Source organism: Corynebacterium afermentans subsp. afermentans, assembly GCF_030408355.1.
Lineage (GTDB): Bacteria > Actinomycetota > Actinomycetes > Mycobacteriales > Mycobacteriaceae > Corynebacterium > Corynebacterium afermentans.
The window spans coordinates 114,458-131,497 of the sequence record NZ_CP046606.1 but is presented as its reverse complement, the minus strand read 5'-3'; the positions used below and the strand labels follow the sequence as shown (position 1 = coordinate 131,497).

The window sequence follows — 17,040 nt, the reverse complement described above, 5'->3', positions numbered from 1 at the left end:
TGTGAAAAGAGTCCAGACCACCGCGACTGTCGCGGGTTTGATCGCGTTTGTCCTGCTGTTGCTCGTACCGTTTCTGCCGGTCAAGCAGACGGAATCTTCCGTGTCGTGGCCGCAGAATAACTCGGTGGCGTCCGTCAACGCCCCGCTGATTTCGCTGGCGCCGCAACAGCTCGATGTCACCGTTCCACTGAAAGCTATCGACGAGCTCCGCGACGGCCAGTCGCTGCTTCTGGGCACCCTGCCCGAAGGCTCCCCGAAGGCCAGCGACCGCGGCTTCTTTGTCACCTCGCCCGACGGCGGCCTGGTGGTCAGCTCCCTCAATGAGGTGCTGCTGCAGCTGACCCCGGCGCAGGTGGCGAAGCTGCCGGACGATGCACAGCTCAAGGCCACCCTCACCCACGACTCCACCACCGTGGAGGTCCCGGGAACCGAATACTCCGAGGATGAGGATTACCGCCCGCAGCTCACCGGCATCTACACCGAGCTCGAAGATGAGCAGCAGCTTATCGACGCAGGCCTGTCCGCCAACGTGGACATCAACTCCCGCTTCACCTCCCAGCCGACGCTGGTGAAGACGCTGGCGATGGTGCTCGGCCTGATCAGCGCCCTGATCTCCCTGGCCGCGCTACGGAAGATGGACCGCCCCGCGCCGCGTTTGCGCCGCCAGGGGCTCAAGCCTCTCGACGGCCTCGTGGCCGCCGTCCTCGGCTTCTGGCACGTCTTCGGCGCCAACACCTCCGACGACGGCTACCTGCTCACCATGGCCCGCGTGGCCGCCAACACGGACTACATGGCCAACTACTACCGCTGGTACGGCGTGCCGGAGGCCCCGTTTGGCTCCCCGTTCTACGATCTGCTCGCGCTGCTGTCGCAGGTGAGCACGGCGTCGATGTGGATGCGCCTGCCGGCGCTGCTGGCGGGCCTGGGCACGTGGTGGCTGCTCTCCCGCGAGATCCTGCCGAAGCTCGGCCCCGCTATCGCGCAAAGAAGGGTCGCCCACTGGACGGCGGCGCTGGTGTTCCTGGCGTTCTGGCTGCCGTACAACAACGGCACCCGCCCGGAGCCGATCATCGCCTTCGGCCTGATGGCCACGTGGGCGCTGTTCGAGCGCGCCATGGAAACCGACCGCCTGGTCCCCGCCGCGTGGGGCACCGTCGTGGCGGCGCTGACTCTGGCGTGCGGCCCGACCGGTTTGGCGGCAGTCGGCGTGTTCCTGATTTCTTTGCCCTGGGTGTTGGGGACCATTGGGCGTCGAAAGGCAACGCTTGCGAACGTCGCGCCGTTTATGGGCGCGGGCATGGCTGTGATGGCGCCGGTGTTCAAGGACCAGACGCTGGCCACCGTGTTGGAGGCGACCGCGGTGCGCTCCGAGGTGGGCCCCGCAATGAGCTGGTTTGAGGAGTGGAGCCGCTACTCCGTGCTGTTCGAGCAGACGGTGGACGGCTCGCTGGCGCGCCGCTTCCCCATGTTTGTGCTCTTGATGTGCATCGGCCTGACCCTGTGGTGGCTCGCCCGCGGCGGCGAAAGGACCAAGACCGCACAGCGGATGATGCTGATCATCGGCTTTTCCACCTTCTTCCTCATGTTCACGCCGACGAAGTGGACGCACCACTTCGGCATCTACGCCGGTCTTGGCGCCGCGATCGCGGCCTACGGCTCGGTGGTGCTCTCGCGGATCGCATTGCAGTCCAAGCGCAACCGCTCCTTTGCCACGGCCGCGGTGCTGTTCCTGCTGGCCCTGACGCTGGCGGGCTGGAACGGCTGGTGGTACGTGTCCTCCTACGCGGTGCCGTGGTGGGACCGCACTCCGCAGCTGAAGGCCGTGGAGTTCAACACCATTGTGTTGGCCATCGCGCTTGTGGTGTTCGTGGTGGGCGTGGTGCAGTCCATGCGCCCGCCGAAGCCTGTGGACGCCTCCCGCTGGGCCGGTGTGATGTCCGCCCCCATCGCCGTTGCGGCGGCGCTGATTGTGGCGTTGTCCTGCCTGACGTTTGTGAAGTCCTTCATCTCCCAGGCGCCGGACTACTCCGTGGGCATGGGCAACGTGCGCACCTTCGCGGGCGAGCACTGCGCCCAGGGCGCGGACGTGCTGTTGGAGGAGGACACCAACGACGCATTCCTTTCGCCTATCGACGGCGTCCCGCTCGGCCGCTCTCTAGATTCCGGCGACAACTACGGGTTCCACCCCGACGGAGTTCCTGCCTTCATCGCGTCTGAAAACGCCGACACCTCTGATTCGAGCAACCAGCAGGTGCAGGACGACGACACCGCCGACGTGGACCCGGGCTCCGACGAGGCGCAGTCCACCTCGCGCGTGAACACGCAGGGCAACCGCCCGCGTTCCATGCGCGGTGTGAACGGCTCGACGGTGCGCCTGCCGTTCGGCCTGGACTACACCCGCGTGCCGGTGCTGGGCACCTTCGAGGACGAGCCGACGCAGTCTGCCGAGCTGGAGACCTCCTGGTTCGACCTGCCGTCCGCCTCCGAGGAGCGCCCGCTGCTGGTGGCGTCCGTGGCCGGCCGCATCGAGCACCACGACATCAACGGCATCGAGCAAGAGGGCAGCGAGGTGGAGCTGCAGTACGGCCGGAAAACAGATGGCGGCGTGCAGAAGCTCGGCGCGGTGGAGATGCTGGACCAGGGCCCGACCCCGCAGTGGCGCAACCTGCGCTACCCAATCGCAGACTTGCCCGAGGACGCCAACGTGGTGCGCCTGGTGGCCAAGGACTCATCCCTGGCGGAGAAGGACTGGGTGGCGGTGACCCCGCTGCGCAACCCGAAGCTGGTGGAGCTGAACACCATGTTCGACTCGGAGACCCCGGGGCTTTTGGACTGGACCGTGGCGTTCCAATACCCCTGCCAGCGCCCCTTCTACCACCACGCGGGCGTAGACGAGATCCCGGAGTACCGCATCATGCCGGACGCCCCGGGCAAGGCAAAGCTGTCCGGCTTCATGGACTTCCTCGGCGGCGGCTCGCTCGCCCCGGTGGAGGCCGTGAACACCTCCTACGAGGTACCGGGCTACCTCAAGGGCGACTGGCAGCGCGACTGGGGCTCTGTGGCCAAGTACACACGCCGCACCAACTCCGCCGGCGACGTGCCTGCGCTGGCGCAGGTGGACATTGCTGAAACCACCCGGTGGGGCCTGTACACTCCTGGTCCGATGAAGGTGCGCGACCCGGAGGAATAACGCCATGAAACTGCCCAAAGTCACCGCCGCAGCTGTCCTGCTGTTTTCCCTGGTGGCCTCACCCGTTCAGGCTCAGGCCCAGCAGAGCTGCGCCGCGCACTACTTGATCGCGGTGCCGGGCGGTGGCAACACGGCAGAGGGCATCCCGGACTACGTTCCGCACGGCGGCAACGTGTTCATGACCGGCATGCTCACCCGCCTCGGCACCGGCGGGGAGATCCAGCCGCTGTGGGTGTCCTACACCTCCACCCCGTTTGCCACTTCGGAGTACGAGAAGTCCAAGGCGGGCGGGCTCAAGCGCGCACGCAACACTGTGTCCCGGCTGGCCAACGTGTGCCCTAACGCGAAGTTCAGCTTCACCGGTTACTCGCTGGGCGCGGACATCGCTGCCACCATCACCAGCGACATCGCCGCGGGCCGCGGCCCGATCGAACCGGAGCGCGTTTCCGGCGTGGCGTTGTTTGCCAACCCGCACCAGGGGGGCAACGGCGCGGTGCTCTCCGCTGGCACGTCGCCGCATTCGCGCGGTTCGCTGGGCTCGCTCCCGGACGGCTACGGCGTGCTCGGCCCCCGCGTGCTGGAGATCTGCCGCGGCGACGACCTGGTGTGCTCCATGCAGGAGTCGCACCGCGGCCTGGTGGCCCCCGCTATGCGCACCAACCTGGCCGCGGGCCGGATACCGCTCGCCGAGTTCAATGTGTTGTTCCGCGCGCTCGGCTTGAAGTCACTGGGCATCTTCTTCGACATCGGCTCCCACGGCGGCTACACGCTGGCGCAACAGCAAGAGGCCAGCAACTGGATCATCGAACAGTCCCAAGCCCCCATCCAAATTCCCGTAGAGTTGGGGCATGAATGACCTCTTTGAGCTTGTAAACGGCGCGTGGGTCAACGCCCACGAAATCCCCGCTGACCGCGGCATCGACGGCGCGTTCTACGTCCTGCGCGACAAATCCGAAGAAGACGTCCACGCCATCCTGGAGGACGGCACCGGTCTCGGCGGCACTCTGTTCAAGTCCTTCATGGACAACCCCGGCGACATCAGCTCTCTTGACCCCGACCTAGCCAAGATCGAGGTCGCAAACGTCGACGAATTCGTCCGCGGCCTTGGAGAGCTGGAGCGCGTCGGCATTGGCGGGCCGGTGAGCTACTGGGTGGAGAAGGACTCGCAGGGCGAGGAGTCCGTGGCCTACATTTTCCAGTCCGGCCTGGGCTTGCCGGACGAGGCCTACTACCGCGACGAGGACCACGCCGAAACCCTCGCCGCGTACAAGGCTCACGTGGAGAAGATGCTCGGTTTCCTCGAACCGAAGTACCTGCAGGGCCTGACCCCGCAGATCGCCGCCGAGCGCATCGTCAACCTGGAGTCTCAGCTGGCCGCGAGCCACTGGGACGTGGTCAAGGCGCGCGACGCGGTGGCCACCTACAACCCCACCGACCTCGAGGAGATGCCGCCTTTGGTGCGCACGCTTCTGGGCGCCTCCGGTCTCTCCGGCAAAGTCGTCAACATGATGCCGTCGTTTACCTCTGACCTGGACGGCATGTTGCGCCGCGAGACCCTGGCGGACTGGCAGCTGTGGGCCGCGTGGAACATCCTGCGCTCCCGCGCCGGCGTGCTCTCCGAGGAGATCGGCGAGGCCAACTTCGAGTTCTATGGAAAGAAGTTGAGCGGCGCCACCGAGCAGCGCGACCGTTGGAAGCGTGGGGTGGGGCTCGCGGAGAGCTTGGTTGGCGAGGATATCGGGCGCAGCTACGTGGATAAGCATTTCCCGCCCTCATCCAAGGAGAAGATGCTGGAGCTTGTCGAGTACTTGATCGCCGCCTACCGTTCCCGCATCCAGCAGCTGGAGTGGATGAGCGAGCCGACGAAGCAGCGCGCACTGGAGAAGCTCGCGCAGTTCAACGCCAAGATCGGCTACCCGGAGAAGTGGCGCAGCTACGACGGCTTGGAGTTCAGCGAGGACCTGGTGGACAACGTGCGCCGCGGCGCCGCGTTCGAGCACGACTACCAGCTGTCCAAGATTGGCAAAGCCTCTGACCGGCAGGAATGGGTTTCCTCCCCGCAGACGGTCAACGCGTTTTACAACCCGGTGGTCAACGACATCACCTTCCCCGCCGCGATCCTGCAGCCGCCGTTCTTCGACCCGGACGCTGACGCCGCGGAAAACTTCGGCGCGATCGGCGCGGTGATCGGCCACGAGATCGGCCACGGCTTCGACGACCAGGGCTCGCGTTACGACGGGTTGGGCAACCTCAACTCCTGGTGGACCGACGAGGACCGAGCCAACTTTGAGCAGCTGACCGCCAAGCTGGTCGGCCAGTTCAACGGCCTGGTGCCGTCCGTGCTGGAGGGCACGAAAACGAAGGGCGTCAACGGCGAGTTCACCCTCGGCGAGAACATTGGCGACCTCGGCGGCCTGGGCATCGCCGTGGTGGCGTACAAGAAGTACCTGGATGACAACAGCCTCGAGGATGTTCAGCCGCAGAAGTTTGGCGACCTTGAGGGCGAGTACACCGGCTTCCAGCGCCTGTTTCTGGCGTGGGCGCGGGTGTGGCGCTCCAAGGCGCGCCCGGAGATGGCCGCGCAGCTGTTGGCCATCGACCCGCACGCGCCGAACGAGTTCCGCTGCAACGTGATTGCCGCGAACATCGCCGAATTCTACGAGGCGTTCGAAGTGGAACAGGGGTCCACGATGTGGATCGATCCCGAGGACAGGGTGACGATTTGGTAGAGCACATCAACGAACAGGGCGACCCGGACTTCAACGTCGGCGGCGTGAAAAGAGACATGCCGCCGGAGCTGCAGCTGAAGCAGCTTGCGTCCTACATTCACGCAACCTACGAGGACGGGCCGAACTACCTGGCCCTGCTGCCGGACCGCATCACCCACGCCGCGATGCTCATGCTCGGCACCGCCGTCGACCATGCGCTGCCCGCCACGAAGTGGGCCGGCGGGGTCGCGGTGGAGCCCCACGAGCTGGGCGCGGTGTTCCGCCCGTCGGAGCCGAACGGCCGGTGGGCAGTCTCGCTTTGGGACGGCCCCGCCAACGCCAAGGAAATGCTCTGGCGCCCGGACGTAGCCGCCGCCGCGGAGCTGTCCGGCACCACGATCCTGGATGTGGACTCGGTGGCAGATGCAGCGGAAGCAGTGGACCTGGTCGGCGCCGAGGTGGTGTGGGCGTTGGGGGATGTTTCGCTCCCGCCAGCCCCCCGCTACATCGCCACCTTCCCCACCGCGCAGCCAACCAAACCTGCGTTCGTGCAGGTGCGGAAGGGATCCGGCCTCGAGGGCACCGAGTACTACGCCGACGGGTTCATCTCCACGCCGGCGGAGATTCGCCGCCGGGTCGCAGACGCCGCTGAGGCGCTCTAGCCCAGGACGGACTCTGCTTCGTCCACCTCGTCGAAGGTGGGCTCGTCGACCTCGGAGAGGAAGAACTGGGCGCCGTTAGCGTCGTGCACGCCTGCGGTGCCATTTTCGGGGCCGAACTCCACCCCACCGCCGAGGTTTTCCACCTGCCGGCAGGCCGCGTCCACGTCGCGCACGCCGAAGTAGCTGAACCACTGGGCGTGCTCGCCGACGAACATGCCCAAAAACGGCGCGCCTTCTTCCAGCGCGATGAAGTAGCCGTCTTCCTCGCGGATCTCCCAGTCGAACAGTTCGCCGTAGAAGTCGATGGCGTCCATGCTCGGAGCCGAGTACTCGTACCACGCCGGAACGCCCGGCTCACCTGCGGCGAAGAAGCGCTCCTCCGGCTCCTTCAGCCCGAACAGGCCGCCGGCGGGGTCCTGGCACAGCACCACGGAATCGTCGGAGCTGAGCACCTTGCCGCCCAGCTTCTCCACGTTGTCCGGGCTGCCGATAAACGACGTGACCCACATGTCCATCTGCGCCGGCACGATGCCCGCCACCGGCAGGCCCTCTTTGCGGGCGGTGCCGTCCACAATCTCCCAGCCCAGCAGATCGGAGTAGAAGTGGGTGGACTTGAGCTGGTTCTGGGTGACCAGGTCCTGCCAGAACGGCATGCCGTCTTTGCCTTCAAATGCGGGCATTAGAGGTTCCTCCACTTCTCGGGGTCGAAATCGTCGTTGGCGGTGCGTTCGTCGAAGTAGTCGCCGTCGTCTCCGTCAACTACTACCGTGGCTGAATCTTCTCCGAGGCCGACGGTATCGCCGTCGATAAGCGAATGCCCCCTGGAGGTGACCACCTCGTTGTTGACGGTGACCTCGCCGGCGCTGATGGCCTCCTTCGCGTGGCCGCCGGATTCGACGAGGTTAGCGAGCTTGAGAAATTGTCCGAGTTTGATCGTGTCGCCGGAAATGGGCACGTCGATATGCATGCAGGTTAGTCTAAGGCATGCGAAGAATCTGGGCGCTGGCCCTCACGCTCCTGCTCGCGGGATGCACACCAGACACACCAGAGGAGCCCGAGGTCGTTGAAGAGGTCGAAGAGGCCGTCTCCACCGTGACCATCCGCTCCGTCGGCGACATCCTCGTCCACTCCGACGTGTACACCACCGCACGCACGGACACCGGCTTCGACTTTACGCGCATGTTCGACCCGGTCAGACAGTACATGGCGGACGCCGACATCACCACCGCCAACATGGAGGTCCCCGTCGCCGGCGAGGCGTTCGGCCTGTCCGGGTACCCGCAGTTCAACTCCCCGTCCGAGATCATCGATGCACTGAAAAGTTCTGGCGTGGACATCGTGAACAACGCCACCAACCACTCCATGGACCGTGGCGGCGAGGGCGTGATCGCCTCTACCGGCCACATGCGCGACCGGGGGATGCTCTACGCGGGCAGCTTCTCCAGCGCCGCCGACGCCGCCACCCCGCGCATCATCGAGGCGAACGGCATCACCGTCGGTTTCCTCGGCTCCACGTACGGCACCAACGGCCTGCCTGTGGAGGAGGAGCATTTTGCATCGCTTATCGACGACAACCTCACGGACCGCATCACCACCCTGGACTCCGAGGTAGACGTCACCGTCGTGATGCTGCACATGGGCGATGAGTACGCCCCGCTGCAAAACGAGTTCCAGGAGGAGACCGCCGCGGCTGCCCTGGAAGCGGGCGCTGACTTGGTGCTCGGCGGGCACCCGCACGTGGTCGAGCCGTTCGACGGGCCCGTCTGGTACTCCCACGGCAACTTCCTCCACGGCCAGTTGGAGGAGCCGACCAAGATCGGCGGCATCGGCGAGTTCACGTTTACCGAGCGCGGCGATGAGGTGTCGTTTACCGGCGCACGGTTCATGCCCACCTATACCGTCGGCCCGCCGATCAGCTACGACCACCATGTGCTCCCCCTCGTCGAGGCCGGCGACTACGTGGACGTTCAAAAATGGATGACGGACCTGCGGGAGCGCCTCAACGTGGAGGTGGTGGATTACCTCTAGCGTTCCGCCTGGTCCACCGGCATGATGCTCATCGTGTCGATGTTCACGTGCGCCGGGAGGCTGGCCACCCAGCGGACGGCCTCGGCGATGTCGTCCGCGGTGAGGTTTTGTTTGCCCTCATAGACCTTGTTTGCGCGCTCCTCGTCGCCGCCGAAGCGGTTCAGCGCGAAGTCGGTTTTCACCCTGCCGGGATCGATCTCGCACACGCGGATGTCGTTTTCCGCCTCCTCGCGCCGAAACGCCCTGGTTACGCCGCGTAACCCGTGCTTTGCGGCGTTGTAGCCGGAGCCGCCCTTGTACGCGTCCGTGCCAGCCACCGATCCGATGTTCACCACCAGGCCTTTGGCGGCCTTGAGCTGCGGGTACAGCGCGCGGGTCACCCGCATGGTGCCCATCACGTTGGTCTGGAACATCCACTCCCAGTCCGCGTCGTCCGCGTCGCGTAGGTAATCCAGCTCCTTCGCGCCGCCGGCGTTGTTAACCAGCAGGTCCACGCGTTCAAGCTGCGCAAGCTTCTCGACGCTCCCCCGGTCCACCACGTCCAACTCCATCGCTACCCCGCCGATTTCGTCTGCGATCTGCTGGCACTTCTCCAGGCGCCGCGCCGCCACGACGACCTTCCAGCCGTCCTTGGCCAGCGCCCTGCAGGTGGCCTCCCCGATGCCTGCCGATCCGCCAGTGACTACTGCTACCTTCTGCTCGCTCATGAGCCCTCCATCTGTCTCATCGTGATGTTCAACCGGCCGTCAAGCAGGTCGGACGTCCCTTTTCTCGCGCCGAGCACGCCGTGTTTCGCCCTTCTGGCGGGCCCGCCAAAGACGACGACGTCGCCCGATAGGAGCAGCGTATCGCGTCCTGCGATGCGGAAGATCGTGTCTTGGCCGAACGACAGGCTGACCACCGCGTTGTCCGATTCCTCCTCCGCGTCCACGTGCTGCCCCATGCCCTTGCCCGGCGGGTAGAAGTTCACTAGCGCAGTTTCGATTGTTGGGGTCGGGCCGACAAGCGGGTCTATTTCCCGCGCCTTCGTCATGACGTTGTCCGCGATGGCTTGGAAGTTCTCCGGGATCGGCGGCACCGGGTGGCCGTCGACCTCCCTGACAATGCGGTACGGGTTCGTCGCCCAGAACCAGCCTAGCGAGAGCAGCCAGGCATCCATTTGGCCGTGGCCGACCTTTGGACGTCGCATAGCAACCGGCGTCCCCGCCGCTTTCTGTGCCAGCTCGCGCGCCTGATTGACCAGTTCCTCCTGCTCAGTGGGCGTGAAAAAGGCAGGCAAATGAACCGCACCAGGGATGATGCGGGCGGGTGGCCGCGGAATGACGAGCACGGGATTAATGTAGCGCACCCTCTCGTCGGTGTCGAATGTGTGAGTGGTTTATTTGTTCTTTTTCCTGGCATATCCGTTGACAATCGGTTCTGTGTTCTATATTATGGAAGGTGCCACGACGAGAGGGGCGACCGTGACAACCGCGACCACAGCACCGAAAAAATTCCGTAACCAGCGAGAACACGACCCGGATAGCGAATGTGCCCAGGCCATCCGGGACACGTATTGGACGATGTTTGGGCACTACGCGTACCCCGGTTTCGACGTCGAAGATTTCGACGCCACAGTGACCCAGCTACAACTCGCCACCGGTTGGCACAAGGGGTTTGTCAAAAACGCGATCCTGGGGCACGCCGCGCTGCAGGACCTCCCGCGCCTGCGCGAACTGCAGCAGGAAACGCGCCTGATGGACGTGGGGCACCTCACCGCGGTCTACACCGCGATCGAGGAGCTCGGACCGGATGTGGACGAGGAAGCACTCATGCTTATCGACGGCATCCTGTTCGACACCTTCACCCCCACCCGCCACGACCAGGCCGTTCCCCAGCGCAAGACGGTTACGGACCGCATCCGGGCCGCGATCAAGCGCATGGATAGAGGCCGCGCCTACGACAAGCGCAAGCGCGAAAACCGCGAGCAGGACAACTCAGAGAAGTTCGGCGTCCACGAGTACCGCGACCGTGCGATCGTGCAGCTGGACACGAATTCTCTGGACGGTCGGAGGATCCAGGCCAATGTCGTCGAGGTGGCGCGCAAGCTCGGCATCAGCGCGGCCGACGCGGCCATCAAACTGCTCAGCGGAGAAGCCCTCGGCATTGAGGTCTCGCCGGTACTGCACGTGTACAGCCCAAAGAACCGCGGCAATGGCGACCCGGTATTCATTTCCGGCCGCGGGTGGACCGAGCCGGAGGCCGCGACCGCTTTCGAGCGCTGGATCGCCGACACATTCTTAGACGAACGTGACCTCGACGCTGAGCTGAAGAAAAGCCTGCGGGGCTACGTCCCCAGCGAGGGAATGCGCCACGCCGTGTACGCCCGCAACCGCACCTGCATCTACCCGGAGTGCAACCGCCCCGCCGAGCAGTGTCAGCTGGACCACCGCATTCCGTACGACGAGGGCGGCCCAACCGAGGCGGACAACCTGTTCCCCCTGTGCCAGCGGCACCACAACATGAAGACCGACCGGACGGCGTTCTACATCCCGGACCCGTACACGGGGGACATCATTTGGCTGTTCGCCGACGGCTCCTACGTGGTCACCGTGGAAGATGGTCTCCTGCGCGACCAGTTCACGCCGCACAATCCTAGGTGGCAGTCCAGCATGTCCGCCGTGCGCAAGAATCGCGCCCGGGTCGCGGAGTTTTTCGCCAAAGGCCACAAGATCCTGGACACCTTCGACCAGGACCTCGACCTCGAGCAGGCGACTGCCGCGATCCAGGACCTGGAGCAGGAGTACGGCATGAAATTCGGGTTCACCCCGGAGATGCCGTACGTGGAACCCTTACCCGAAGAACCGGTTGAGGCCCCGTTCCCCGACCCGGAAGAGGAGCACTAACGCAGGTAGAACTTATCCACCACCTCGTACTTTGGGCCGCCGCTTCGGCCCCTGCCTAGGTGTGACTCCAACAGCAGCACTTCATCGGCGGCGAATTCGGGGCCGGTGTAGATGGCGAGGGCGTGGGCGTGGTCGTCGAGAAGCCATGGATCCCTGGTTCTTGTTCCGGTCCGCGCGACGGTCAGGTGCGCGCGCTGGCGTCGGCGCATGTCCGGGTCGAGCTGGCAGTCCGCCATCAGGTCTTTCAGCGGTGCCTTGTCGCCGCCGACGCCGATCCACATGGTGCGCCGATCAAAACACCCGGCCCCTCGGAGGTGCAACCTCAAGGGCCGGGTGAAGGCGGTGGCTTGGGCCAGGTGGTCGGTGACCGCGGCGGCGTCGTTCGGCTGTGACCCGTAGAAGGCGACCGTGATGTGCCAGTTGTCGGGGTCGGCCCACCGCACTTCTGTGCCCGAGAAGTCGCGGATGGGCCGCAGGGCGGTGATGAGGTGTTCGCGAACATCGGCCGGAGGGACGATCGCTGCGAAGAGGCGTCTCATGGCCCACACGCTACCCTTTATTGCCATGTTTGACCTCGCGAAAATCGGACGGGATTTGCCCGTGTCGCGCGTCATCGACCAGTTGCCGGACAAAGGCCCACTGTTGGTGGAGGCGCCGCCCGGCACGGGCAAGACCACACTGGTGCCGCCGGCGATCGCGAACAAGGTGGGAAAAACGCTGGTCACAGCGCCCAGGAGGGTGGCGGTGCGGTCCGCGGCGCACAGGCTCGCGCAGCTCAGCGACAGCGAAAAGGTCGGCTACAGCATCCGCGGCGAACACAAGGACGGCTCGTTGGTCCAATTTGTCACGCCGGGCGTGCTACTGAACCGCCTGCTCGAGGACCCGGGCCTCGAGGGCGTCAACGCCGTGGTGATCGACGAGGTGCACGAGCGCCAACTAGACACCGACCTGGTGTTGGCGATGTGCATGGAGGTCGCGCTCCTGCGCGATGACCTGTACCTGGCCGCCATGTCCGCCACCCTCGACGCTCAGAAGTTCGCAGACCACATGGGCGCGCGGATTCTGTCCACGGAGGCGGTGACGCACCCGCTGGACATCCAGTACGCGCCGCATGCAGAAAGGATCCGGGGGACAAAGGAGTTTTATCGTCACGTCGCCGCCCACGCCCAGAGTGAGCACCGGACGCTCGTGTTTGTGCCGGGCGTGCGCGAGGTGGACCTGGTGTGCGGGTTCCTCGACGACGCGAAGCCCCTCCACGGCCGCCAGACCAGCAAGGAGCAGGACGAGGCGCTGCGCGGCGCCAACAGGGTGGTGGTGGCGACGTCGGTGGCGGAGTCGTCGATAACTGTGCCGGGGGTGCGCAAGGTGGTGGACGCCGGGCTGTCCAGGGTGCCCAAGCGCGACGCCAGGGGCATGACGGGCCTGGTCACGGTGTCGGAGGCGAAAACCAGCGCTGACCAGCGGGCGGGCCGCGCGGGACGTGAGGGACCCGGCGAGGTGGTGCGCATCTTCACCCGCGACGAGTACGCAAAGATGCAGCCGGACATCACCCCGGAAATCCTCACCGCGGACCTCACCGGCGCGCTTTTGACCATGAAGGCTTGGGGGTCGCCGGACTTACCGCTTATCGACGAACCAAAGGACCTCTCCGAAGCCGCATCCAACCTCGAACAGCTCGGGGCGACACATAACGGCAAGATCACCGCCTTTGGTAGGAAGCTCGCGAGTATGCCCGTGGACCCGAGACTCGGCGCGGCGCTGCTGGAGTGGGGCGCGCAGGCGGCGCCGACGGTGGCGAGACTTGCAGGCGAGGCGGACCCGAAGCGGCTGCGCAGGCTGGTGGAAGACAAGGGCCCGGTGGACCCGGGCGAAGTCATTGCGTCTGCCTTCCCGCAGTGGATAGCCAAGAAGGTGGGCGAGGACTACCAGCTGGCGTCCGGAACACGAGCGAAGTTCAACTCCAATGCAGAGTGGATCGCCGCCGCGGAGGTGCAACGGACTCACAACGGCGCGGTCATCCGGGAGGCGGAGCCGATCGCGTTTCCGGAGCACCGCGTGGTGGAAGAAAAGGTGGCCTACCTGGAAGACGGCAAGGTCCGGGGCCGGAAGGTGGCCAGGATCGGCGCGATCGAGCTCAGCTCCACACCGGTGAAGCTCACGCCGGATGAGGCGGCGGAGGCGCTCACCGGGCTAGATTTCGCCAGCTTCCCGCTCACCAAGGAGGAGCAGCACTTGAAGGAGCGGCTGGACTTCCTGCACGAGACGCTGGGCTGGCCGGATGTCAGCCAGGGCGATTATTCGGTCGAGGTACGTGGGGTGGCCGAAGGTGCGTCGATAGGCAGCTGCGACATGCGGCAAGCGATGCTGCGCCAACTGGATTGGCGGCAGGTGGCGGTGCTGGATGCGGCGGCGCCGAATGAATACCAGTACGGCAGCGGCAGGCCGGTCAAGCGCGTGAAGCTGCAGCACATGTTTGGTCAAAAGGGACAGACGGTCTCAGGCGTGAAGGTGCTGTACCACCTGCTCTCCCCCGCCGGGCGCCCGCTCGCGGTGACGGACGACCTAGACAGCTTCTGGGAGGGGCCGTACCAGCAGGTGCGCAAGGAGATGCGGGGCCGCTACCCCAAACACGCGTGGCCTGAGGACCCTACTGGCACTGGGAAATGATGGCGCCGGCGCCGGCGAGGCCCGCGGCGGCGAGGATGGCGGCGATGCCCATGTCCACGTCCCTGGAGTTGAGGTCGCGAAGCTTCACGTCCAACTGCAACGGTAGGTCGTCCACCTGCAGCTGCAGGTGATCCTGGCGCGCCACGAACGGGATGCTCAGCTGGGACGCGAACCCGAGGGGCAGCAACACAAGCAGCGGCAGGCCGACGCCGAGGGCTGTGGCGGCGCAGCGGTGCGAGACCTCCGGGGCGTACTGAACAAACGCGTCGATGACGGCGCCCTCCTGGGACGCCTCATCCTCAGTCTCGTCGCCCACAGTGACGCGGACCGGGAAGTCCTGGGTGGTGTCGTCCGCGAACGTCGCGGTCACGGTCCACGTGTACACACCGGGGGTGATGTCCTCCCCCGGTTCGAGGCGGATGGTGCCGTCTGGCGTGATCGTCGCCCAGCTAGGCATGGAGTTCGCTTCGTACCATGCTGCACCGAGTGGCAGCGGGGGTTCTACGGTGGCTGTAAGGCCCGGAACCACGTTGGTGGGATCGTACCCATCTTCGGCATGAGCTGGGGAAACGGACGCGCAGGCGAGCGCGATGGCGCTCGTGAAGGCGATAAGTTTGGTGCGCATTTCTAAGGTTTCCTCAGTTGTAAATGTTTATACGGCTTTGAATATGGAATGATTGTAGTCGACAAGTCCTGATGTAGTCTTACTCGCCATGTCAAAGCGCACTGTTTCCGTGTGGACCTTGGTCTCACTCATTATCGGATCCACCATCGGGTCCGGCATTTTCGCGCTGCCCCAAAACATTGGTTCAGTAGCCAGCCCGGGCGCCATGCTCACCGGCTGGGCTATCGCGGGCGTGGGAATGCTTTCCATCGCCTTCGTTTTCCAAATCCTCGCGGTGAGGAAGCCGCACCTGGACTCCGGCGTCTATTCCTACGTGCGGGCGGGGCTGGGCGATTTCATCGGGTTTACCTCCGGCATGGGCTACTGGCTCGGCTCCGTGATGGCCCAGGTGGGTTACGCCACACTGTTCTTTAACACACTCGGTTACTACTTCCCGGCCTTCTCCAACCGCTGGGTGCTGGCCCTCTCAGTGAGTGCAATGAGCTGGCTGATCTTCTACGGCCTGACACGCGGCTTGAGGCAGGCGGCAGTGATGAATGCGGTGACGACCGTGGCAAAACTGCTGCCCATCCTCGCCTTCATTGTGCTGGTGGCGTTCCTCGGCTTCTCCTGGGACCGCTTCACCATGGATTTCTGGGGTTCACACATCCCCTTCACTGACCAGCTCAAGGGGATCATGCTCTACACCGTCTGGGTCTTCATCGGCATCGAGGGCGCCTCGGTGTACTCGAAGCAGGCGCGTGTGCGTAGCGACGTGGGCAAGGCCACCATCATCGGCTTCCTGTCCGTTTTGGGCCTCCTGGTGGCGGTGTCCACCCTCTCCTACGGCGTGCTCAGCCAGGAAGAGCTGGCGGCGCTGCCGGACAATTCCATGGGTGCGGTGCTCGAGCAGGTGGTGGGCCCGTGGGGCGGCGCCCTGATCTCCATCGGTCTGTGCCTGTCGGTGCTGGGCGCGTACGTGTCGTGGCAGATGCTGTGCGCCGAGCCGATCGTGCTCATGGCTCTCGACGGCCTTTTGCCCCGCTCCATGGGCAGCCACAATTCCAACGGTTCCCCAGTACGCGCGCAGCTGCTGTCCACGCTGGCGATCCAGTTCTTCGTGGTGGTGTTCTTCCTCTCCTCGGCGTCCTACAACGCCATGGTGCAGCTGGCCACCATCATGTACCTGCTGCCGTACATCTTCTCATCCATCTACCTGGTGCTCTTAACCATCAGAGGCAAGGGGCTGACCCACCCGCACGCCGGCACGCGTTTCGACGACTCCGGGCCAGAAGTGTCCCGCCGCGACAACCGCAGGCACCTTATCGTGGGCCTGATCGGCTCCGTGTACTCACTCTGGCTGATCTACGCCGCGGACCCGGTGTACGTGCTGCTCGGCGCGCTCGCCGTGGTGCCGGGCCTGGTCCCCTACATCTGGACGCGCCGCAAGCACGGCGACACACTCTTCAACGCCTTCGAAAAGGTCGTTGTCGCGGTGGTGCTGGTCGCGGCAGTGATCGCAGTGGTCGGGCTGGTGAACGGGTCACTGGTGTTGGAGTAGGTCCCAGCCCAACTTCGCACATAGCGTGACAACGAGCCCAAGGAGCGCCACGCGCACCAGCGCCGACCCGCCCTTGAGCACCGTGCGCGCCCCCAGCTGCGCGCCCGCCACGTTAGCCGCGGCAAGGGCGAGGGCGAGCTTCCAGTTGATGAAGCCGCCGAGCCCGAACACCAATAACGCGCCCAGGTTCGTTGCGGTGTTGACCACCTTCGCCATCGCCGCCGAACGCACAAAGCCCTGGGTGAACACGGCAGTAAACGCCATGATGAGGAACATGCCGGTGCCGGGGCCGAACACGCCGTCGTAGCCACCGATCAGCGCCACAGCGAGCGCGGCGAGCCCGAGACGTTTGCCGGAAAAGATGCCGGCGCCCTCCTGCCCGAACTTCGGGTTCAGCGCCACAAAGACGCCCACTCCGATAAGCAGGACGAGGATGATTGGGGTGGCCACGGAGTCGTCGATAAGCGAAACCGCCCTGGCGCCGAGCGCAGCCATCACACCCGCGATAAACGCGTAGACCCAGGTCGCCCTGGGGACCCCGACCCGGCGCACGAGGGTGGCGGCGGCGGACGCGGTGCCCGAGATTGCCGCGACCTTGTTCGTGGCCAGCACAGACGCCGCCGGCATGGACGTGGCCGACATCAGCACCGGGATGAGCACGAGACCGCCGCCGCCGATCACGGCGTCGATCCAACCGGCGAACGCGGACGCGGCGAGGAGGAAAACGATCACGGG

General features: G+C 65.3%; 15 protein-coding genes. 8 read left to right on the top strand and 7 right to left on the bottom strand.

Going from position 1 to position 17,040, the window contains the following annotated elements; all coding sequences use genetic code 11:
- Nucleotide 1: 1 nt before the first annotated feature.
- Genes CAFEA_RS00505 through CAFEA_RS00490 form a run of 4 tightly spaced genes read left to right on the top strand, consistent with a single transcriptional unit; the run spans nucleotide 2 to nucleotide 6,560 of the window.
- Nucleotides 2–3,190, top strand: a complete 3,189-nt coding sequence (locus CAFEA_RS00505) for an arabinosyltransferase domain-containing protein (RefSeq protein ID WP_253705016.1) — start codon at nucleotides 2–4, stop codon at nucleotides 3,188–3,190.
- A 4-nt stretch (nucleotides 3,191–3,194) separates the two neighbouring features.
- Entirely contained in the window at nucleotides 3,195–4,046 is an 852-nt protein-coding gene (locus CAFEA_RS00500; RefSeq protein WP_063938700.1) for a cutinase family protein, read from the top strand.
- Nucleotides 4,039–5,919, top strand: coding sequence for a M13 family metallopeptidase (locus CAFEA_RS00495; RefSeq protein WP_063938699.1), 1,881 nt, complete (start codon nucleotides 4,039–4,041; stop codon nucleotides 5,917–5,919). The genes CAFEA_RS00500 and CAFEA_RS00495 overlap by 8 nt, the downstream gene beginning before the upstream one ends.
- Nucleotides 5,913–6,560 carry a hypothetical protein gene (locus CAFEA_RS00490; protein WP_063938698.1) on the top strand — a complete coding sequence of 216 codons (648 nt, stop codon included), beginning with the start codon at nucleotides 5,913–5,915 and terminating at the stop codon, nucleotides 6,558–6,560. The genes CAFEA_RS00495 and CAFEA_RS00490 overlap by 7 nt, the downstream gene beginning before the upstream one ends.
- Here CAFEA_RS00490 and CAFEA_RS00485 read toward each other — a convergent pair.
- Nucleotides 6,557–7,240, bottom strand: coding sequence for a VOC family protein (locus tag CAFEA_RS00485; protein WP_063938697.1), 684 nt, complete (start codon nucleotides 7,238–7,240; stop codon nucleotides 6,557–6,559). The genes CAFEA_RS00490 and CAFEA_RS00485 overlap by 4 nt on opposite strands.
- On the bottom strand, nucleotides 7,240–7,527 hold the full coding sequence (locus CAFEA_RS00480) for an RNA-binding S4 domain-containing protein (protein WP_063938696.1): 288 nt from the start codon (nucleotides 7,525–7,527) through the stop codon (nucleotides 7,240–7,242). The genes CAFEA_RS00485 and CAFEA_RS00480 overlap by 1 nt, the downstream gene beginning before the upstream one ends.
- A gap of 17 nt (nucleotides 7,528–7,544) precedes the next feature.
- On the opposite strand from CAFEA_RS00480, the gene CAFEA_RS00475 reads away from it, so the two are divergent.
- Nucleotides 7,545–8,588 (top strand): CapA family protein, encoded by a 1,044-nt coding sequence (locus CAFEA_RS00475; RefSeq protein WP_063938695.1) that lies wholly within the window; start codon nucleotides 7,545–7,547, stop codon nucleotides 8,586–8,588.
- Here CAFEA_RS00475 and CAFEA_RS00470 read toward each other — a convergent pair.
- Nucleotides 8,585–9,295, bottom strand: a complete 711-nt coding sequence (locus CAFEA_RS00470; RefSeq protein WP_063938694.1) for an SDR family oxidoreductase — start codon at nucleotides 9,293–9,295, stop codon at nucleotides 8,585–8,587. The genes CAFEA_RS00475 and CAFEA_RS00470 overlap by 4 nt on opposite strands.
- On the bottom strand, nucleotides 9,292–9,918 hold the full coding sequence (locus tag CAFEA_RS00465; RefSeq protein WP_253705015.1) for an alpha-ketoglutarate-dependent dioxygenase AlkB: 627 nt from the start codon (nucleotides 9,916–9,918) through the stop codon (nucleotides 9,292–9,294). Before CAFEA_RS00465 ends, CAFEA_RS00470 begins: the two co-directional genes overlap by 4 nt.
- A gap of 232 nt (nucleotides 9,919–10,150) precedes the next feature.
- Between CAFEA_RS00465 and CAFEA_RS00460 the strand changes: the two genes are divergently transcribed.
- The gene (locus CAFEA_RS00460) at nucleotides 10,151–11,473 is read left to right on the top strand and encodes an HNH endonuclease signature motif containing protein (RefSeq protein WP_063938692.1); all 1,323 of its coding nucleotides are present in this window, start codon (nucleotides 10,151–10,153) and stop codon (nucleotides 11,471–11,473) included.
- On the opposite strand, the gene thpR is transcribed toward CAFEA_RS00460, so the two are convergent.
- Nucleotides 11,470–12,012, bottom strand: coding sequence for an RNA 2',3'-cyclic phosphodiesterase (thpR, locus tag CAFEA_RS00455; RefSeq protein ID WP_063938691.1), 543 nt, complete (start codon nucleotides 12,010–12,012; stop codon nucleotides 11,470–11,472). The two genes, CAFEA_RS00460 and thpR, sit on opposite strands and share 4 nt — an antisense overlap.
- 25 nt (nucleotides 12,013–12,037) lie before the next feature.
- Here thpR and CAFEA_RS00450 point away from each other — a divergent pair, with 25 nt between their 5' ends.
- The gene (locus CAFEA_RS00450; protein ID WP_063938752.1) at nucleotides 12,038–14,140 is read left to right on the top strand and encodes an ATP-dependent helicase C-terminal domain-containing protein; all 2,103 of its coding nucleotides are present in this window, start codon (nucleotides 12,038–12,040) and stop codon (nucleotides 14,138–14,140) included.
- On the opposite strand, the gene CAFEA_RS00445 is transcribed toward CAFEA_RS00450, so the two are convergent.
- Nucleotides 14,121–14,765 (bottom strand): Rib/alpha-like domain-containing protein, encoded by a 645-nt coding sequence (locus CAFEA_RS00445; RefSeq protein WP_063938690.1) that lies wholly within the window; start codon nucleotides 14,763–14,765, stop codon nucleotides 14,121–14,123. The two genes, CAFEA_RS00450 and CAFEA_RS00445, sit on opposite strands and share 20 nt — an antisense overlap.
- A gap of 88 nt (nucleotides 14,766–14,853) precedes the next feature.
- Here CAFEA_RS00445 and CAFEA_RS00440 point away from each other — a divergent pair, with 88 nt between their 5' ends.
- Nucleotides 14,854–16,305 (top strand): amino acid permease, encoded by a 1,452-nt coding sequence (locus tag CAFEA_RS00440; RefSeq protein ID WP_063938689.1) that lies wholly within the window; start codon nucleotides 14,854–14,856, stop codon nucleotides 16,303–16,305.
- Here the strand turns inward: CAFEA_RS00440 and CAFEA_RS00435 are convergent.
- Nucleotides 16,288–17,037 (bottom strand): TSUP family transporter, encoded by a 750-nt coding sequence (locus tag CAFEA_RS00435; protein ID WP_082855738.1) that lies wholly within the window; start codon nucleotides 17,035–17,037, stop codon nucleotides 16,288–16,290. The two genes, CAFEA_RS00440 and CAFEA_RS00435, sit on opposite strands and share 18 nt — an antisense overlap.
- Nucleotides 17,038–17,040 lie beyond the last annotated feature (3 nt).

What these genes read in the sequence shown, in the direction of transcription:
- CAFEA_RS00495 (WP_063938699.1), top strand. Translation starts at nt 4,039, where the DNA reads ATGAATGACCTCTTTGAGCTTGTAAACGGCGCGTGGGTCAACGCCCAC.
- CAFEA_RS00480 (WP_063938696.1), bottom strand. Translation starts at nt 7,527, where the DNA reads ATGCATATCGACGTGCCCATTTCCGGCGACACGATCAAACTCGGACAA.
- CAFEA_RS00445 (WP_063938690.1), bottom strand. Translation starts at nt 14,765, where the DNA reads ATGCGCACCAAACTTATCGCCTTCACGAGCGCCATCGCGCTCGCCTGC.
- CAFEA_RS00470 (WP_063938694.1), bottom strand. Translation starts at nt 9,295, where the DNA reads ATGAGCGAGCAGAAGGTAGCAGTAGTCACTGGCGGATCGGCAGGCATC.
- CAFEA_RS00450 (WP_063938752.1), top strand. Translation starts at nt 12,038, where the DNA reads ATGTTTGACCTCGCGAAAATCGGACGGGATTTGCCCGTGTCGCGCGTC.
- CAFEA_RS00500 (WP_063938700.1), top strand. Translation starts at nt 3,195, where the DNA reads ATGAAACTGCCCAAAGTCACCGCCGCAGCTGTCCTGCTGTTTTCCCTG.
- thpR (WP_063938691.1), bottom strand. Translation starts at nt 12,012, where the DNA reads ATGAGACGCCTCTTCGCAGCGATCGTCCCTCCGGCCGATGTTCGCGAA.
- CAFEA_RS00485 (WP_063938697.1), bottom strand. Translation starts at nt 7,240, where the DNA reads ATGCCCGCATTTGAAGGCAAAGACGGCATGCCGTTCTGGCAGGACCTG.
- CAFEA_RS00460 (WP_063938692.1), top strand. Translation starts at nt 10,151, where the DNA reads ATGTTTGGGCACTACGCGTACCCCGGTTTCGACGTCGAAGATTTCGAC.
- CAFEA_RS00440 (WP_063938689.1), top strand. Translation starts at nt 14,854, where the DNA reads ATGTCAAAGCGCACTGTTTCCGTGTGGACCTTGGTCTCACTCATTATC.
- CAFEA_RS00475 (WP_063938695.1), top strand. Translation starts at nt 7,545, where the DNA reads ATGCGAAGAATCTGGGCGCTGGCCCTCACGCTCCTGCTCGCGGGATGC.